This window comes from Micromonospora sp. NPDC005220 (genome assembly GCF_040607895.1).
In the GTDB taxonomy this organism is placed as follows: Bacteria; Actinomycetota; Actinomycetes; order Mycobacteriales; family Micromonosporaceae; genus Micromonospora.
The window spans coordinates 12955-30726 of record NZ_JBEXHP010000019.1 but is presented as its reverse complement, the minus strand read 5'-3'; the positions used below and the strand labels follow the sequence as shown (position 1 = coordinate 30726).

Genomic DNA, 17772 nt, shown 5'->3' with positions numbered 1-17772 from the left:
GGATCGCGCCGGCTACTGCTGCTGGATGAGACGGTCGAAGTTGGGTTGCTTGTCGAGAACCTTGTACTTCTGCGCGAGCTCGGCGAGCGTCTGCAGGCTCGACCGGTCGACCTCCCAACCGAAGGCCGGCAGCCGCACCGACTCGGCCACCGGCGGAGGCAGCTCCAGGTTGTCCTTGATGGCCTGCCGCAGCGCCGCCTCGTTGGCGGGGTCCTTGGCCCACTCCAACGTCTTCTTCATCGCCGCGGTGAAGTCCTCGACCAGCTTGGCGTCCTTCTCGGTGCGTTCCTTGGTGGTGATGGTGGTGAGCGTGGTCAGGCCGGGCACCACCGCCTGGTAGGGCGCGACGATGAAGGTGTCGCCGCGGGCCTTCAGTTGGGTGACGAAGGGCTCGGGCACCCAGGCCGCGTCGATGTTGCCGGATTCGAGTTGGGCCGGGGCGTCCGGGAAGGCGACCTCGACGAACTTGATCTTCGTCGGGTCGCCGCCGTCCTTCTCGACCGCCGCCATGATCGTCACGTCGCCGGCCGCGCCCAGGCTGTTGACCGAGACCCGCTTGCCAGCGAGGTCGGCCGGCCGCTTGATGCCGGACTTCGCCGAGGCGACCACGGCGTTGATGTCGTCGCCGTCGGCGTACGAGGAGGCGTAGTTGCCGATGATGACGACGCCGAGATCGCGCAGGTCGGCCCGGAACGGGCCGAAGGGCTGGCCGATCGCGAAGTCGATGTCGCCGTTCAGGAGCGCCGGAATGGCCTGCGCGCCGCCCTGGGCGGGCAGCACCTCGACCTGGAGCCCGCGCTCGGCGAAGATGCCCGCCTTGACGCCGCCCCAGAGCGCGGCGGTCTCGGTGATGGGCAGCGCCGCGACCCGGACCTTGCGCAGGTCGCCCGAGGGCTGGTCGGACGGGTTGGACGCGTCGGAGTCGGTACATCCGGTGAGGGCGATCGCGGTAGCGGCGATCAGCCCGAGAGCCATGACCTTCTTCATTGACGAGGCCCTTCCTGGGCGGGGGTGGTGGGTGCGTCGGAAGTCGGCGGATGCCTCGGATCTGCAGGTGAACTACCGCTGCGTGGGGGCGCACGCCGCTGTGGTGGCCATGGTCAGTCACCCCGGCATTGAAAGTCAATAATTTCTGACGCCCGTCATGAATAAGTTGAACAACGCTCTGCTGTGGAGGCGACGCGGTCAGACGTCCGGCAGGCCCACGTAGTTCTCGGCCAGGCTGGTGGCGTAGGCGCGGGAGGTGGCGACGTACCTCAGCGTGGCGGTCTGCAGCTTCGTCTCGTACGGGTCGTCGCGCTCCAGCCGGTGCAACATCGAGGTCATCCACCAGGAGAAGTGCTGGGCCCGCCAGACCCGACGCAACGCCGTGGCCGAGTAGGCATCCAGCAGATCGGTGCGGCCCCCGTCGTACCACGCGGCGAAGGCGTCCCCGAGCAGCGCGACGTCGGCGAGGGCAAGGTTCATGCCCTTCGCGCCGGTGGGCGGGACGATGTGCACGGCGTCCCCGGCCAGGAACAACCGCTCCCACCGCATCGGCTCGACCACGAAGCTGCGCATCGGGGTGATGGACTTCTCCAGGATCGGCCCCTCGTTGAGCGACCATCCCGGCACCGTCTCCAACCGGGCCCGCAGCTCCGTCCAGATCCGCTCGTCCGGCCACGCGGCGATGTCCTCGTCCGGCGCGACCTGTAGGTACAGCCGGGAGATCTCCGGGGAGCGCATGCTGTAGAGGGCGAAACCCCGCTCGTGGTTGGCGTAGATGAGTTCGTCCACCGCCGGCGCCGCGGCGGCGAGGACGCCCAACCAGGCAAAGGGGTACGCCCGCTCGTAGGTGGTCAGCACCCCCTCGGGCACCGCGCCGCGGCTCACCCCGTGGAACCCGTCGCAGCCGGCCACGAAATCGCAGTGCAGCTCCTCGTCCCGCCCGTCGCGTCGAAAGTGGACGACCGGCGAGTCCGAGTCGAGGCCGTCCAGGCGTACCGCCTCGGCCTCGAAGAGGATCGCGCCACCGGCCGCGAGTCGGGCGGCGATCAGGTCCTTGACCACCTCCTGCTGCCCGTAGACGGTGATCGCCCGCCCGGTCAGATCCGCCATCGGCACCCGGTGCGACTCCCCGGCGAAGCGCAGCTCGATGCCCTCGTGGCGCAGCCCCTCCCGTCGCAGCCGCTCACCGACGCCGCTGCGGCAGAGCAGGTCGACCGAGCCCTGTTCGAGGACCCCGGCCCGGAGCCGGTGCTCGACGTGGTCGCGGCTGCGGCTCTCCAGCACCACGGACTCGATGCCCCGCAGGTGCAGCAGGTGCGACAGCATGAGCCCGGCCGGACCGGCGCCGACGATGCCCACCTGGGTACGCATTCCCGGCATGCTCCTCTCCTCCCGGCGTCAGAACGGGTACCGCGGAATGGCACCCTGCACGGTGAGCCACTGGGTCTCCGTGAACGCCTCGACATTCGCCGCCGGCCCACCGAACCGGGAGCCGGTGCCGGACGCCCCCACCCCACCGAACGGCGCCACCGCCTCGTCGCTCACCGTCTGATCGTTGATGTGCACGATCCCGCTGGGGATCAGGTCGGCGAGGGCCATCGCCCTCATCACATCGCGGCTGAGGATCCCCAGCGACAGGCCGTACTCGGTCTGTCGGGCCAACCGCACGGCCTCGTCCTGGTCGGCGAAGGTGATCACCGGGGCGACCGGGCCGAAGACCTCCTGGGCGTACGCCGGGGTCGCGGGGGTGACGTCGGTGAGCACCGTCGGCCGATAGAACAGCCCCTCGTACGTGCCTCCGGCGGCCAGCCGGGCACCCGCGTCGACGCTCGCCGTGACCAGTGCGTGGACCTTGTCGCGCTGGCGCTCGTCGATGATCGGCCCGAGCGCCACCTGCTCCTTCGACGGGTCGCCGACCGGCAGGTGGTTCGCCTTCTCCGCCAGTCGCTCGACGTACCGCTCGGACAGACTCTCGTGCACCAGGTGCCGGCCGGTGGTCATGCAGATCTGGCCCTGGTGCAGGAACGACCCCCAGGCCCCGGCGGAGACCGCGAGGTCCATATCGGCGTCGTCGAGCACGATCAGCGCCGAGTTGCCGCCGAGTTCGAGGTGTGCGCGTTTGAGGTGGCGCGCCGCCGCCTCGCCGACCTTGCGGCCGGCAGCGGTCGACCCGGTGAAGCTGATCACCCGTACGTTCGGGTCGGCCACCAGCGCCTCCCCGACCTCGACCCCACCGGGAAGGACGTGCAGCAGCCCGTCCGGCAGGCCGGCCTCCTCGAAGACCCGGGCGATCGAGACACCACCGCAGACCGCCGTGCGGGGATCGGGTTTGAGCACCACGGCGTTGCCCAGCGCCAGGGCCGGGGCGACGGACCGGGTGGCCAGGATGAGCGGGAAGTTGAACGGGGAGATGACCCCGACGACGCCGACGGGCAACCGGCGAGCCAGGCTGAGCCTCGGTTGCGCGCTCGGGATGATCTCGCCGAGCGGGTGCGAGGCCAGCGCCGCCGCCTCGTAGCACTCCTGCGCGGCGGTGTCGGTCTCGACGCCGGCCTTGGGTGGGATGGACCCGGACTCCCGCACGATCCAGTCGCCGATCTCGGCGGCGTGCCGCTCGAACAACTGCCCGGCCCGGCGCAGCACCGCGGCCCGCTCGGCGTAGCCGGTGGCGGCCCAGGCGCGCTGGGCGGCGGCGGCGCGAGCACAGGCGCGGGTCACGTCCTCGGCGTTCGCCACGCCGACCTGGCCGATCTCCTCGCCGGTGGCGGGGGATCGTACCGGTGCCGTGCCGCCGGCCGGTTCCACCCAGCCGTCGCTGTGCAGGGTGCCCTGCCAGGTCGTGACGTCCAGCAGTGTCATGGCGGTCCTCCTCGGAGCGTGGGGCCGGTGGGCCGGCCCGGGGTGACCGGGCGGACTTCCGCTCACGAAAGGCCCGGAGGTGTTCGCTTACCGAACGGCCGTTCTCTTTATGAACGTTGGCACGTGGTCCGGCTCGCGTCAACGCATCGCCCGACATGAGTGCCGAGCACTGTGGACCTGTCGTTGACGGATGAGATTCCCCGTCGTACGTTCGAGATGAGTACGGCAGTCCGCATAGCGAACGGCTGGCGGCAGCACGGTTCGGGCAGGAGGCGGGGAGGCCCATGGCGAAGCTCGTCTCGCTGACCGACGGCGTGGCGCACCTGGTCCGCGACGGCGACGTGGTGGCCCTGGAAGGGTTCACGCACCTCATCCCGTTCGCCGCCGGCCACGAGATCATCCGCCAGGGGCGGCAGGATCTGACGCTCGTGCGGATGACCCCCGACGTCATCTACGACCAGCTGATCGGGGCGGGCTGCGCCCGTCGCCTGGTCTTCTCCTGGGGTGGCAACCCCGGCGTCGGGTCGCTGCACCGCTTCCGGGACGCCGTGCAGCACGCCTGGCCACGTCCACTCGAACTGGAGGAGCACAGTCACGCGGGCATGGCCAACCGGTACGTCGCCGGGGCGTCCGGGCTGCCGTTCGCCGTCCTGCGCGGCTACACCGGCACCGACCTGCCTCAGCACACCGCCAACATCCGGCCCATCACCTGCCCGTTCACCGGCGAGACGCTGACCGCGGTGCCCGCCCTGCGTCCGGACGTGACGGTGGTGCACGCCCAGCGCGCCGACCGCAACGGCAACGTGCAGATGTGGGGCATCACCGGGGTGCAGAAGGAGGCGGTGCTCGCCGCCCACCGGTCACTGGTCACCGTCGAGGAGATCGTGGACGAGTTGGAACCCGTACCCGGACAGGTGGTCCTGCCCGGCTGGGCGGTCACCGCGGTGGCCGAGGTGCCCGGTGGCGCGCACCCCTCCTACGCCCACGGCTACTCGGTGCGGGACAACGACTTCTACCGGGACTGGGACGCCGTCAGCCGGCACCGCGACACCTTCCGGGCCTGGCTGGACGAGCACGTGCACAAGGCCGGCGCGGCGGCATGAGTCAACGCAGCGAGCGGGGGGACGCGATGGCGGACTGGACCGCGGACGAGATGATGACCGTCGCCGCCGCACGGCAACTACGCGACGGCACCGCCTGCTTCGTCGGGATCGGGCTGCCCAGCACCGCGGCGAACCTCGCCCGGGCGACCCACGCCCCGAACCTGGTGCTCATCTACGAATCCGGGTGCCTCGGCGCGAAGCCGGACCGGCTTCCGCTCTCCATCGGAGACGGGGTCCTCGCCGACACCGCAGACGCGGTCGTCTCGGTGCCCGAGGTGTTCAACTACTGGCTCCAGCCCGGCCGGATCGACGTGGGCTTCCTCGGTGCCGCGCAGCTCGACCGCTACGGCAACATCAACACCACTGTCGTCGGCGGCGACTACGACGCCCCGATGGTCCGGCTGCCCGGAGCCGGTGGCGCCCCGGAGATCGCCGCCTCCTGCGGCGAGGTCGTGGTGATCGTCCGGCAGGACCTCCGGACGTTCACCGAACGGGTCGACTTCGTCACCTCGGTCGGGTACGGGACGGGCCCGGGCGACCGGGAGCGACTCGGCCTGCGGGGCGGAGGCCCCCGGGTCGTGATCACCGACCTCGGCGTCCTCGAACCCGACCCGGTCACCTGCGAACTCACACTGACCCACCTGCACCCGGGCGTGACCCGGGAGCAGGCGCGGGCGGCCACCGGCTGGGACCTCGCCGTCGCCGAGGGACTGGCCACCGGTGCGCCACCGACGGCACGGGAACTCGCGGTGCTGCGGGCGCTGGAGGCGACGAAGTCCGACGGGAGACGACAATGACCACTCAGGACACTCAGGCCAGCAGCAGACTGGTGCTACCGCGGTACCGGCGCGACGACGTCGACGCCCACCCGCCCCTGCTCAGCCCCGGCTACACGTCGACAGTGGCGCGGGCGCCGAGACACCCACTGGTCCACCTGCCGCAGCGGCTGACCGAGGTCACCGGGCCGCTGCTGGGGGAGGGGCGGCTCGGTGCGCTCGACCACGACCTGACCCGGCAGCACGACGGTGAGCCGCAGGGGCAGCGGATCATCGTGCACGGGCGGGTCCGCGACGGTGACGGCCGACCGGTACCCCGCACGCTTGTCGAGATCTGGCAGGCCAACGCCGCCGGTCGGTACCGCGACGCACGCGACACCTGGCCGGCGCCGCTCGACCCCCACTTCGAGGGGGTGGGCCGGGCGCTCACCGATGACCAGGGGCGTTACCGGTTCATCACCGTGCAGCCCGGCGCCTACCCCTGGCGTAACCACGACAACGCCTGGCGGCCGGCGCACATCCACTTCTCCCTCTTCGGCCGCGCGTTCACCCAGCGGCTGGTCACGCAGATGTACTTCCCGGGCGACCCGCTCTTCTTCCAGGACCCGATCTTCAACGCGGTTCGCGACCCGAAGGCGCGGGAACGGATGATCGCCCGGTACGACCACGCCAGCACCGCACCGGAGTGGGCGCTGGCGTACGAATTCGACATCGTGCTGCGCGGCCGGGAGAGCACCCCTTTCGAGGACGAGGACGACGATGAGTGAGCAGCTGGGCGTCATGCCCGCGCAGACCGTCGGGCCGTACCTGCACATCGGTCTGCACTGGCCCGACGGCCCGTACGTCGTACCCGAGGGCACGCCGGGCGCGTTCTGGATCAGCGGTCGGATCGTCGACGGCACCGGGACGCCCGTGGTCGACGCGATGGTGGAGAGCTGGCAGGCCGACCCGGAGGGCCGGTTCGACCATCCGGACGACCCGCGGGGGGCCCGGCCGCCCGCGCTCGCGGGTTTTCGCGGATTCGGGCGAAGCGAGACCGACGGGCAGGGGTGGTACCGGCTGCTGACCGTCAAGCCGGGTGCGCTGCCCGAGCCGGACGGCGGCACCGAAGCCCCCCACCTGACCCTGTCGGTCTTCGGGCGTGGGCTGCTGCACCGCCTCGTCACCCGGCTCTACTTCCCCGACGAGTCGACGGCGAACGCCGCCGACCCCGTGCTGCGCAGCGTCGACGCTGACCGCCGTGACACCCTGCTGGCCAGTCCCGCCCCGGACGGGTTCCGGTTCGACATCCACCTTCAGGGCGACCGTGAGACCGTCTTCTTCGCCCTCTGACGGCCTGCTCGGCGGCCTCTCCGGTGCTTCGGACGTGGACGCGGAACTCAGCGACCCGGCAGTGCTCCAGGCGATGCTCGACGTGGAGGCCGCGCTCGCCCGGGTCACTGCGGACGCCGGCATCGTGCCGGTACCGGCGGCCGAGGCGATCGCCGAGCAGTGCCGCGCCGAGCGGTACGACCCGGCGGCGCTCGGCCGGGCCGCCGACGCCACCGGCAACCCGGTCGTCGCGCTGGTGGGCGAGCTGACCGCCGCCGTGCCGGAGCACGCCCGAGCCTGGGTGCACTTCGGAGCGACCAGCCAGGATGTGCTGGACACCGCGCTGGTCCTGGTGGCGTCGCGGGCGCTCGGGCCGCTGCTGGCTCACCTCGACGTCGCCGTGGAGGCCGCCGCCCGGCTGGCCGACGCCCACCGGGACACCGTGATGGTCGCCCGGACGCTCGGGCAGCAGGCGGCACCCAGCACGTTCGGGCTCAAGGCCGCGGGCTGGTTGACCGGTCTGGTCCAGGCCCGGGACCGACTGCGTCAGGCCCGCGCCGCACAGCCCGCGCAACTCGGTGGCGCGGTCGGCACCCTGGCGGCGTTCGGCCCGGCCGGTGCCGAGGTCACCGAGCGGTTCGCGGCGCACCTGGGCCTCCCGACCAGCCCGCTGCCCTGGCACACCCGCCGTCAACCCTGGCTCGACCTGGCCGCCGCCCTCGGTGGGCTCCTGGTGGCCGCCGGCAAGATCGCGCTCGACGTCGGGCTGCTCGCCCAGAACGAGGTGGGTGAGGTCGCCGAGGGCGGCGCCGGACGAGGCGGCTCCTCGGCCATGCCGCACAAACGCAACCCGGTGGACTCGATCCTCGTCACCGCCGCGGCGCGACGCGGTCCGGGTCTCGTCGCCACCCTGTTCGCCACGGCGGTGCAGGAGCACGAGCGGGCCGCGGGCGGCTGGCACGCCGAGTGGGAGCCGCTGCTCGATCTGCTGCACGTGACCGGTGGCGCCGCCGCCCGGTGCGCCCGGATGCTGGCCGGGCTGCAGGTCCGCCCGGAGCGGATGCGGGAGAACCTCGACGCGACCGGCGGACTCCTGCTCGCCGAGGCGGTCGCCGCGCGTCTGGCGCCCGCCGTCGGCCGTCGCGTCGCCCACGATCTGGTGACCCGCGCCACCGCCGAACCCTCGTTCCGCGCCGCGCTGCTCGCCGACCCCGAGGTCCGCGCCCACCTGTCCGACACGGAGCTGGCCGAGGCGCTCGACCCGTACCGCTGGCTCGGCTCGGCCGGCCGGTTCGTCGACCGTGCCCTGGCCGCTGCTCGGGGCGTGGACGGATGACCACCCGGTTGCATCTCACCGTCGACGGCCCGGCCGCCGCGCCGGTGCTGCTGCTGGGCAGCTCCCTCGGCACCGCCGCCGCGATGTGGGAACCCCAGGTGCCGGCGCTCGCCCGACGGTTCCGGGTCATCCGGTACGACCACCTGGGCCACGGCCGTTCGGCAGTACCACCCGGGCCGTACACGCTGGACCTGCTGGGCCGGGAGTTGCTGCGGACGCTGGACGACCTCGACGTGCCGTGGGTCCACTACGCGGGGTTGTCCCTCGGGGGCATGGTGGGCATGTGGCTCGCCGCGCACGCGCCCGACCGGGTGCGGCGGTTGGCGCTGCTCTGCACGTCGGCGTCGCTCGGCCCACCCGAGCAGTGGCGGGAACGGGCCGCGACGGTACGGGCCGAGGGCCTGCCGGCGATCGCCGACGCGGTGGTGGCCCGCTGGTTCACCCCGGCCTTCGCCGTCGCCCGGCCGGCGGTGGTCGCCACCCACCGCGCCCTGCTCACCGCGACGTCCTCGGCCGGATACGCCGCCTGCTGCGAGGCGATAGCCGCGATGGACCTCCGACCCGACCTCGGCCGGGTCGCCGCGCCGACGCTGGTCATCGCCGGGGCGGACGACCCGGCAACCCCGGTGGAGCACGCCCGCGAGATCGTCGGTCGCATCCCACGGGCTCGGCTGGCGGTGGTCGACGCGGCGGCGCACCTGGCCAACGTCGAGCAACCCGAGCAGGTGTGCCGACTCCTGTTGGAACACTTCCACGAGGGACGTGGTGACGCATGAACGACCGCGAGCGGCACGAGGCCGGCATGACGGTACGTCGACAGGTGCTGGGTGACGCGCACGTGGACCGGGCGGTCGCCGGCACAGACGCGTTCACCGCCGACTTCCAGGACTTCATCACCCGCTACGCCTGGGGGGAGGTGTGGAGCCGGCCGGGCCTCGACCGGCGAACCCGTAGTTGCATCACCCTCGCCGTACTCGCCACCCTGCACCACGACGAGGAGTTGGCGATGCATGTCCGGGCCGCGCTGCGCAACGGGCTCAGCCCGGAGGAGGTGGCGGAGGTCCTGCTCCAGGTCGGCGTCTACGCTGGTGTACCGGCGGCGAACCGGGCGTTCACTGTGGCCCGGGAGACCCTGCGGCAGGAGGCCGGGTGAGCGTGAGCGAGGAGGCGACGAGGTCGCCGGAGTTCGTTCAGTCGCTGGAGCGCGGCCTCGCGGTGATCCGGGCGTTCGACGGCGAACATCCGCAGCTCACGCTCAGCGAGGTGGCCAGACGGACCGGGCTGACCCGGGCCGCGGCGCGCAGGTTCCTGCTCACCCTGGTCGAGCTGGGCTACGTGCACACCGACGGCCGGCTCTTCTCGCTGCGGGCCCGGATCCTCGAACTCGGCTACGCGTACCTGTCCAGCCTGAGCCTGCCCGAGGTCGCGCAAAGGCACATGGAGGCGCTGGTCGCGCAGGTGCACGAGTCCTGCTCGGTGTCGGTGCTCGACGGTGACGAGGTGGTCTACGTCGCCCGCGTGCCCACCAAGCGGATCATGACGGTGGGGATCAGCGTCGGCACCCGGTTCCCCGCGTACGCCACCTCCATGGGCCGGGTGCTGCTCGCCGCGCAGCCGGTGGAGTGGCTGGACGACTACCTCGCCGCCGCGCAGCTGCGGCCGCTGACCCGGCGCACCGTCACCGACCCGGCCAAGCTGCGCGCCGTCCTGACGAAGATCGCCGCCCAGGGGTACGCCATCGTGGACCAGGAGTTGGAGGAGGGGCTGCGTTCGGTGGCCGCGCCGATCCACGGCGAGAACGGGTCGGTGATCGCCGCGGTGAACGTCTCCGCGCACGCCAGCCGGGGGTCCTTCGAGATGATCCGTCGAGAGCTGCTCCCGCCGCTGCTGGCCGCCGCGAAGCGGATCGAGGAGGACATCCGGGGCGGCCTGAGCCGGACACCGACGGCCGACGCGCGCGGGCTCAGCTCAGCTTGACGGCCGGCGCGGTGACGACCCGGGCCGGACGGCCCAGGTACCACTCGGCCACCGCAAGGTTGATCACCCAACCGGCCACCACCAGGCCGGCCCGCAGGTTCCCGTCGGGCTGTTCGCCGGTCGCGAGCAGGTACGGCGCGTGGGTGAACGCCTGGGTGCCGGCGCCGAGGCCGATCGCGTAGCCACGCACCATCCACCTGCGGTGCCGGGCGATGTCCCGGCGGAGCACGGCGGCGAGACCCACCAGGATCGAGCCGGCCATGGCCGAGCCGAAGACGAGCCGCATACCGGCGAGCACGTCGTTGTCATGGGCCGGCAGATCGTACGCGACGGCCATCCACAGGCCGGTGAACGCGACAGTCAGCCCACAGGGGACGAGCACCCGGCCGGCCCGGCGGTGCCAGCCGTGCCGGCGCAGACGGGGTACGAACTGGAACGCGCCGAGGACCGTGTACACCACCGCGCCGACGATGTGCAGCACCACCGGCAGCGGATCGGCGACGAAGCGTGCGTTCGCCGGGGTGACCTCCGGTCCGCTGCCCAGCTCGGTGAGCCGCCCCGCGCCGGCGAGCATCGGTATCAGGCCCAGCAGGATCAACGCGGCCGGTAGCCGCCACTCGCGCATCGTCATGCCACCGATGGTGGACGCCGCACCCGCCCCCGCTCATCGGCAGATGGGCCGCGACCGGGTCGGCCCATGGTCGGACGCCGCCGTCGTACTTCCGCCGGTCAGAAGCGCCTCCGGCCGCGGTTGGTCTCGTACGCCCACATCGCCACCTCGACCCGGTTACGCACACCCAGCTTGGTCATCAGGCTGGTGACGTGCGACTTGACGGTGCTCAACGTGATGTACAGCTCGTCGGCGATCTCCTGGTTGGTGCGTCCCCGCGCGACGGCGACCAGGACCTGTTCCTCCCGGTCGGTGAGCGCCTCGATGGGCTGCTGGCGCGGCGCGGCCGGATCCGCGTCGGCGAACGCCTTCAGCAGGCGCGTGGTGACGCTCGGCGCGATCAGCGCGTCCCCGTTGGCGGCGGCGTGCACGGCCTGGCTGAGCAGGTCGGGACCGGCCTCCTTGAGCAGGAAGCCGCGGGCGCCGGCCCGCAGCGCCGCGTACACGTACTCGTCGAGGTCGAAGGTCGTGATGACGACCACCGCGAGCGGCTCCGGGACCGTCGGCCCGGCGAGCGCCCGGGTCGCCTCGATGCCGTCCATGCCCGGCATCCGGATGTCGAACAGACACACGTCGGGGCGGAGCCGGCGGGCGAGCTCGACCGCCTGCCGGCCGTCGCCGGCCCCACCGACGACCTCGATGCCGGGCTGGGTGTTCAGGATGATGGTGAGGCCGGTGCGGACGATCTCCTGGTCGTCCGCCACCAGCACGCGAACCGTCACGCGCCGGCCCCCTCGCGCGGAAGCACTGCCGTGACGGTCCACCCACGGTCGGGGTTGGGGCCGGCCTCGCAGGTGCCGCCGAGCAGGTCGGCTCGCTCCATCATGCCCACCAGGCCGAAACCGGGCGAGCCGGTCGGGCGGGCGGCACCGGCCTCGCCGTCGTCGCTGACCCGCAGCCGCACTGACGTGTCGTCGGCCGCGACGCTGACCTCGATGCGGGTGGCGTGGCGCGCGTGGCGACGGGCGTTGGTGACCGACTCCTGGGCCAGCCGGTAGAGCGCGGAGCCGACAGTGGGCGGCAGGTCGCCGAGGTCGCCGCGCAGATCCACGTCGATGGTCGGCCCGGTGCGGAACTGGCCGGCGAGCCGTTCGATGTCGGCGACCTGCGGATTGGGCCCCAGGTCGGCGGGCTGGTCGCGGCGCAGGACGCGGACCATGGCGCGCATCTCGGCAAGCGCACGGGACGCCTCGGCCTCGATGGTGTGCAGCGCCTCGACTGCGGCACCCGGCTGGCTCGCCGACGCGGCGATGCCGGCCTGGGCGCGGATCGCCATCGCCGACACGTGGTGGGCCACCGTGTCGTGCAGGTCCCGGGCGAGCCGTTCCCGCTCCAACAGCTTCACCTGATCGAGCTCGCGCAGTCGGGCGGCGGCGCGGAAGCGGATCGCGGCACCCAGCGTGGCGGCGGCGAACATCACCGCGAAGCCGGCGACCAGTTCGCCGCCGTCGATCGAGCCGACCAGGCCGGCGGCGATCACCTTGGCCACCACGAAGAACGAACCGAGCACGGCGTCCCGGCCGGAGCCCCAGCGGAACAGCGCGTAGGTCAGCAGGACCAGGAAGCTCGCCGTGAACAGCTGGCAGGGATCACCGGGCAGCACGTACGGGGCGACAGTCGTGCAGCCGAACGCGATCACCACCATCGCCAGCGGCCTGGTCCGTCGCCACAGGATCGTGGGCAGCAGCGCGAGCGCGACGGCGACGCAGCCCACCCGCCACGGTAGATCGGGCCGGAAGATTCCTTCCACCACGATCGCCGGAGCGAGGACCACGATCACCGCCCAGTCGCGCCACACCCGCGACGGGGTGGGGGAGACACGCGGCTCGGCCAACACCGCGTGCAGGCGAGGGTGCATGGGACTCATCGTACGAACGGTGGTGCGACTCCAGATCGTCCCAAAGTACGATCGGGTGCGGGCGATCTTCCTCCCGCGATTGATCAGGGCGTCCCGAGGGCGCCCTGATCACCCGTGCCGGTTGCCAGCTGATCTCGGTAGCGTTACGTTGAGGTTTCATCGACGTATGTCGACATCGTCAAGGTCCGGGGGCCCGCATGTCCACGTCTGTCACTCGTCGTACCGTCCTGGCTGGCGGGGCCGGTGCCGCCATCGGCCTGGCCCTGCCCGGCCTCGCCGCCCACGCCGGTGGCCACCAGCCCACCAGCGTGAGCTTCACCCTCGACGCGACAACGCTCGACGGCGGTGAGCAGGTCACCTCGGTCACCCTCGACACCAGCCGGCTCGGGCCGATCGACCCGGCCGGGCTGACCCCCGGCACGTTCAGCGTGCACGCCAAGGCGACCAGCCCGATCCCGATCGTTCCCGGCGACCTGATCTTCAGCGAGTACGACCTGGACCGCACGGTGACCGCGGCCCGCCTCGACCGGCACGGAAACATCGTGCTGGAGCTGAGTCACGCCGAAGGTCAACCCGGCGGTGGCACCCTCGGCTACATCCTGAGCAGGGGCCGCAACGTCCGCCTCGACCTCGTCTACACCATCACGCAAAACACCCCGATCGCCCGACGGCACGCCTCCCCGCTCACCATCACGCGCTTCGTGCAGGGGCAGCTGTCGAACCCCGAGGTGGACGCCTTCAGCTACCACGTCTCGGGCTCCGGCCTGAAGTACCGGCTGTACTCTCCCGACCACTCGCCCCGGCACGGCCGGCGCCCGCTGATCGTCTGGCTGCACGGTGGCGGCGAGGGTGCCTCGCTGCCCGACGGCTACTACGACAACGAGACCACACTGCGCGCCAACCGGGGAGCGCTCGGCTTCGCCACCCCACAGGCTCAGCGGATCTTCTCCGGCGCGTACGTCGTCGCCCCGCAGAGCACCTCCTACTGGATGGAGGACGGCCCCCGGTTCGCCCCGCTGATCCGCGAGGTCATCCAGGACCTCGTACGCCGCAAGCGGGTCGACCCGGACCGGATCTACGTGGTCGGTTGCAGCAACGGCGGCTACATGTCCCTGGAGATGACCGTTTCCTACCCCGACCTGTTCGCCGCGTCGGTGCCGATCTGCGGCGTCGTCGAGCCACTCAGCGGGGAGGGCCCGCCGCTGATCAGCGACGCGGAGCTGGCGAAGATCCAGACCCCGACCTGGCTGGTCACCTCACGCGACGACGACACCGTGCCACCCGAGACCAACACCATTCACGCCCACGACCTCATCCCCGGGTCGCTGATGAGCCTGTACGACCAGGTCGTCTGGAACGGCTACCGGTTCCCCGGCCACTGGTCCTGGATCTACGTGGCCCGCAACGACCCGAGCCTGAACGGCACCCACATCTGGCAGTGGATGGCCCGCCGCCGTCGGTGATCGGCGCTCTGGTGACCGCGCCGCGTCTCTGCCATCGGCCGAGACGAATCGGTGGCGGGGCCGTCGCGCTCCGCAGGGCCGGGAGACTTGAGACTTCGAAGCGGCGTTGCTCGGCCTTCCGCCTCCGGCGAAGGCTGACGCCCATGGATCAGACGTGGATCAGGGCCGCGCGCCGGCTCCCGCACGCCCCGGTCCGGCTCGTGTGCTTTCCGCACGCGGGGGGCTCCGCCAGCTTCTATCTCCCGCTGGCCGGGCTCTTCGGCGACGGGGTGGAGGTGCTCGGCGTGCAGTATCCGGGCCGCCTCGACCGCCACCGCGAGCCGGCGATCACCGATCTCGGACTGCTCGCCGACCGGGTGGCCGACGCGCTGACCGACACGGTCGAGGGCCCGTTCGCCTTCTTCGGCCACAGCATGGGTGCGATCCTCGCCTTCGAGGTGACCCGTCGGCTGGAACGACGGGGCGCGCTCGGGCCGGAGGTGCTCTTCGCCTCCGGCCGGCGTGCTCCCTCGGTGAACCGCGAGGAGAACGTGCACAGTTGTGACGACGCGGGGGTGATCGCGGAGTTGCGCCGCCTCGGCGGCACCGACGCCAGCCTGCTGACCGACCCCGACCTGATCAGCATGATCATGCCGGCCCTGCGGGCGGACTACACCGCGATCGAGTCGTACCGTTGTGATCCCCCGCAGGCGGCTGTCGGCTCACCGATCGAGGTGTTGATCGGCGACGCCGACCCGCGCGTGGCGGTGGAGGACGCCAAGTCCTGGGCATTGCACACCAGCGCCACCTGCGCGATCCGCGTCTTCTCGGGCGGGCACTTCTACCTCGCCGAGCAGGCGAGCGAGGTGGCCGGGCACGTCGCCGCCCGCCTGGGCCTGCTGAGTCCGTTGGGGCGGCCCTGACCCCGCGGCCGCGTGCGCCCGGAGAACGACCGCTGTCGTCGCCGGCCGACGCTCGCCGTCCGTATCATCTCGGCATGCTGCCGCAGCGGGAGGCACGCATCAGCCGGCGGGCGGTGCTCCTGGCCGCCGGCGGGCTGCTCGTCGGGTGCTCCCCCCAGCCCGAGCCCGACAAGGTCCACCTGCGCCTCGCCACCGGCCCGGCGGGCGCGGTGTACCGGCGGATCGGCGGCGCGCTCGCCGAACACATCTCCGAGCACGTGCCGGGCGCCACTGTCACCACCGTGCCGAGCAGGGCGTCCACCGACAACATCCGGATGCTGCGGGCCGGCGAGGTGCATCTCGGGCTGACGAGCCTGGACGTCCTGATCACCACCGACGGCAGCGCGCCGCAGGGACTGTCGGCGATCTGCCGGCTCTACGACAGCCACCTGCACCTGGTGGTCATGGCCCGGTCCGGGATCGACGAGTTCCGGGACCTGGCGGGCAAGCGTGTCTCCCTCGGCGCCCGTGACTCGGGCACCGAGTTCACGTCACTGCGCGTCCTCAAGCTCGGCCCGCTGAAGGCCGACGGGCGGTCGCTCAACCAGGCCGACTCGGCGGCGAGCCTGCGCGACGGCACTATCGACGCGATGTTCTCCCTGACCGGCGTCCCGACACCGGCCATCACGGAGCTGGCGCAGCACCACCCCATCCGGCTGATCCCGCTGGACGCGCAGGCGGACTCGCTGTGCACGGCGTACCCCGGCCCGTACGCCCCGGCCATGATTCCCGCGACCGCCTACGCCGACGTCCCGGCCACGCGGACGGTCGCGGTGCCGAACGTGCTCCTCGTGCGCAACGACCTGCCCGCCGACCTGGTCTACGCCATCACCGGCACCATCTTCACGCACTCCGGGACGATCGCCTCCGGGAGCCGCGACGAGCCCGAGGCCGTCCCCGAGGCGTGGCAGATCAACGTGCGGACGGCGATCTCGACGGCGTCGATTCCGCTCCATCCGGGCGCGGCCGCCTGGTTCCGCGACCACAAACGCTGACCCCTCGCGACGAGAGCGAGCGCTCAGGCCGGGTCGCCGGGCGGCGGGTCCGCCCCGGTGACGACCGGCAACGCGAGCACCGCGGCGAAGCCGTACCCGGAGCCGTCCGGACGGGGCAGGCCGTCCTCCAGCCGCAGTTCGCCCCCGGCCCGGCCGACCAGATCGGCGCAGATCGCCAGGCCCAGGCCGGTCCCGGACACGTTCTGGTGCTGCGGCGACCGCCAGAACCGCCGCAGCGCCTGGGGCCGCTCGGAAGCGTCGATTCCCCGACCGTCGTCCCGGACGGCGATCGTCACCACACCCGAGGTCGTGGCGTCGCCGTCGCGTCCACCGCTCGCGCCGCCGGGGGAGACGCGGGCGTTCACCTCCACCACGCGCGCGTCCGACAGCCGCAAGGCGTTGCTGATCAGCTCGTCCAGGATGCTGCCCAGCCCGCCCGGTGGCTCCAGCAGCCGCAGCCCCGGCGGCACGTCGACAGTGAGGGTCTGCCCCGCTGTCGCCGTCAACGCCCGCCACCGCTCGACCCGCGTCGTCAGCACCTCGTCGAGGTCCACCGGTGACGCCGTCCGCATGCTCTCCATCCGCGCGCTGGCCTGGAGCGAGTTCAGCATCCGCTGCATCGCCTTCAGCTCGTCGACGGCGACGTCGTACACCTGCCGCCCGTCACCGTCGGGGCGGACGTGTCGGTCGAGGCTCTCCACGGCGAGCCGCAGGCTGGTCAACGGATTGCGCAACTGGTGTGACGCGTCGGACACGAACGCCCGCTGCCGCTGTACGGAGTTCTCGACCGCGTCCATCATGGTGTTGAACGACTCGGCCAGCCGGCGCAGTTCCGGCGGCCCGGCCTCGGCGTCGACGCGGATCGTCAGGTCGCCCTTCGAGATCCGCGAGGTCGCCGCGTCCAGCTTGCCGACCGGCCGCAGCACCCAGGCCGAGACCGGCCAGGCGACGGCCACCAGCGCGATCAACGGCAGCAGCCCGAGCCCGGCGAGGCGGGCCCAGCGGACCAGGATGCGCTCGCGTGTCGTCGACAGGTCGGAGATCGTCACCACGGCGCCGACGACCTCGCTGTCACGGCCTACCGGCTCGGCGACCACGAGGGCGGAGTCGTTCCAGGGCGCCCACTCCCCGGACGGCTCGGACCGCGCGCCGGCCAGCGCGGCGGTCACGATCCGGGGCAATGTCGGCTCGGCGCGCGCCGCCTCCTGGTACGCGTCCGCCGGGCCGAGCAGTACCGTGCCGGACGTGTCGATCACCGCGACCGGGATGCCGTACAGGCGGTGGTAGCGGGTCAGCTCCTGTTGGAGCGCCTCGGTCCGCCCGGTCGACAGCGCCGTGTCGGCCAGGGACGCGAACCGACCGACGTCGCCCAACCGGTCGACATAGGTCTCCTGCATCTCCCGCTCGGCCACCGTGACGCTGAGCGGCAGCCCGAGGGCCGCGATGAGCAGCACCGCAAGGGGCACCAGGACGGCGAGCAGGCGACGATGCACGGC

General features: G+C 72.2%; 18 protein-coding genes. 11 read left to right on the top strand and 7 right to left on the bottom strand.

Features of this window, described 5'->3' with window-relative positions; genetic code table 11:
• Nucleotides 1–12: 12 nt before the first annotated feature.
• The 3 genes from ABZU52_RS11310 to ABZU52_RS11300 form a co-directional block, all read right to left on the bottom strand.
• Nucleotides 13–987, bottom strand: a complete 975-nt coding sequence (locus ABZU52_RS11310; RefSeq protein ID WP_354970938.1) for an ABC transporter substrate-binding protein — start codon at nucleotides 985–987, stop codon at nucleotides 13–15.
• 198 nt (nucleotides 988–1185) lie between these two features.
• Nucleotides 1186–2367, bottom strand: a complete 1182-nt coding sequence (gene pobA, locus ABZU52_RS11305; protein WP_354970937.1) for a 4-hydroxybenzoate 3-monooxygenase — start codon at nucleotides 2365–2367, stop codon at nucleotides 1186–1188.
• Nucleotides 2368–2385: 18 nt separating this feature from the next.
• Nucleotides 2386–3846: a benzaldehyde dehydrogenase gene (locus ABZU52_RS11300; RefSeq protein WP_354970936.1), complete on the bottom strand. Its 1461-nt coding sequence runs from the start codon at nucleotides 3844–3846 to the stop codon at nucleotides 2386–2388.
• A gap of 284 nt (nucleotides 3847–4130) precedes the next feature.
• Here ABZU52_RS11300 and ABZU52_RS11295 point away from each other — a divergent pair, with 284 nt between their 5' ends.
• Genes ABZU52_RS11295 through ABZU52_RS11260 form a run of 8 tightly spaced genes read left to right on the top strand, consistent with a single transcriptional unit; the run spans nucleotide 4131 to nucleotide 10349 of the window.
• Nucleotides 4131–4949, top strand: a complete 819-nt coding sequence (locus ABZU52_RS11295) for a CoA transferase subunit A (protein WP_354970935.1) — start codon at nucleotides 4131–4133, stop codon at nucleotides 4947–4949.
• A 26-nt stretch (nucleotides 4950–4975) separates the two neighbouring features.
• Entirely contained in the window at nucleotides 4976–5746 is a 771-nt protein-coding gene (locus ABZU52_RS11290) for a CoA-transferase (protein WP_354970989.1), read from the top strand.
• Entirely contained in the window at nucleotides 5743–6492 is a 750-nt protein-coding gene (gene pcaH, locus ABZU52_RS11285; RefSeq protein ID WP_354970934.1) for a protocatechuate 3,4-dioxygenase subunit beta, read from the top strand. Before ABZU52_RS11290 ends, pcaH begins: the two co-directional genes overlap by 4 nt.
• Entirely contained in the window at nucleotides 6485–7057 is a 573-nt protein-coding gene (pcaG, locus tag ABZU52_RS11280) for a protocatechuate 3,4-dioxygenase subunit alpha (protein WP_354970933.1), read from the top strand. The genes pcaH and pcaG overlap by 8 nt, the downstream gene beginning before the upstream one ends.
• The gene (gene pcaB, locus ABZU52_RS11275) at nucleotides 7032–8372 is read left to right on the top strand and encodes a 3-carboxy-cis,cis-muconate cycloisomerase (protein ID WP_354970932.1); all 1341 of its coding nucleotides are present in this window, start codon (nucleotides 7032–7034) and stop codon (nucleotides 8370–8372) included. The genes pcaG and pcaB overlap by 26 nt, the downstream gene beginning before the upstream one ends.
• Entirely contained in the window at nucleotides 8369–9148 is a 780-nt protein-coding gene (pcaD, locus tag ABZU52_RS11270; protein ID WP_354970931.1) for a 3-oxoadipate enol-lactonase, read from the top strand. Before pcaB ends, pcaD begins: the two co-directional genes overlap by 4 nt.
• Nucleotides 9145–9525: a 4-carboxymuconolactone decarboxylase gene (gene pcaC, locus ABZU52_RS11265; protein WP_354970930.1), complete on the top strand. Its 381-nt coding sequence runs from the start codon at nucleotides 9145–9147 to the stop codon at nucleotides 9523–9525. The genes pcaD and pcaC overlap by 4 nt, the downstream gene beginning before the upstream one ends.
• Nucleotides 9522–10349: an IclR family transcriptional regulator gene (locus tag ABZU52_RS11260; RefSeq protein ID WP_354970929.1), complete on the top strand. Its 828-nt coding sequence runs from the start codon at nucleotides 9522–9524 to the stop codon at nucleotides 10347–10349. Before pcaC ends, ABZU52_RS11260 begins: the two co-directional genes overlap by 4 nt.
• Here ABZU52_RS11260 and ABZU52_RS11255 read toward each other — a convergent pair.
• From ABZU52_RS11255 to ABZU52_RS11245, 3 genes are all read right to left on the bottom strand, one after another.
• Nucleotides 10336–10980 (bottom strand): DUF2306 domain-containing protein, encoded by a 645-nt coding sequence (locus ABZU52_RS11255; RefSeq protein WP_354970928.1) that lies wholly within the window; start codon nucleotides 10978–10980, stop codon nucleotides 10336–10338. The two genes, ABZU52_RS11260 and ABZU52_RS11255, sit on opposite strands and share 14 nt — an antisense overlap.
• A 98-nt stretch (nucleotides 10981–11078) precedes the next feature.
• Nucleotides 11079–11741, bottom strand: coding sequence for a response regulator transcription factor (locus tag ABZU52_RS11250; RefSeq protein ID WP_354970927.1), 663 nt, complete (start codon nucleotides 11739–11741; stop codon nucleotides 11079–11081).
• Nucleotides 11738–12886 carry a sensor histidine kinase gene (locus tag ABZU52_RS11245; protein ID WP_354970926.1) on the bottom strand — a complete coding sequence of 383 codons (1149 nt, stop codon included), beginning with the start codon at nucleotides 12884–12886 and terminating at the stop codon, nucleotides 11738–11740. Before ABZU52_RS11245 ends, ABZU52_RS11250 begins: the two co-directional genes overlap by 4 nt.
• Nucleotides 12887–13074: 188 nt before the next feature.
• Here ABZU52_RS11245 and ABZU52_RS11240 point away from each other — a divergent pair, with 188 nt between their 5' ends.
• From ABZU52_RS11240 to ABZU52_RS11230, 3 genes are all read left to right on the top strand, one after another.
• A complete protein-coding gene (locus ABZU52_RS11240; protein WP_354970925.1) occupies nucleotides 13075–14340 on the top strand; it encodes a PHB depolymerase family esterase in 1266 nt (421 codons plus the stop codon).
• A gap of 143 nt (nucleotides 14341–14483) precedes the next feature.
• Nucleotides 14484–15242, top strand: coding sequence for an alpha/beta fold hydrolase (locus ABZU52_RS11235; RefSeq protein WP_354970924.1), 759 nt, complete (start codon nucleotides 14484–14486; stop codon nucleotides 15240–15242).
• Between the two features lie 74 nt (nucleotides 15243–15316).
• On the top strand, nucleotides 15317–16276 hold the full coding sequence (locus ABZU52_RS11230; RefSeq protein ID WP_354970923.1) for a TAXI family TRAP transporter solute-binding subunit: 960 nt from the start codon (nucleotides 15317–15319) through the stop codon (nucleotides 16274–16276).
• Nucleotides 16277–16299: 23 nt separating this feature from the next.
• Here ABZU52_RS11230 and ABZU52_RS11225 read toward each other — a convergent pair whose 3' ends face one another.
• Complete coding sequence (locus ABZU52_RS11225; RefSeq protein WP_354970922.1) at nucleotides 16300–17769, bottom strand: HAMP domain-containing sensor histidine kinase; 1470 nt, start codon at nucleotides 17767–17769, stop codon at nucleotides 16300–16302.
• Between the last annotated feature and the right edge of the window lie 3 nt (nucleotides 17770–17772).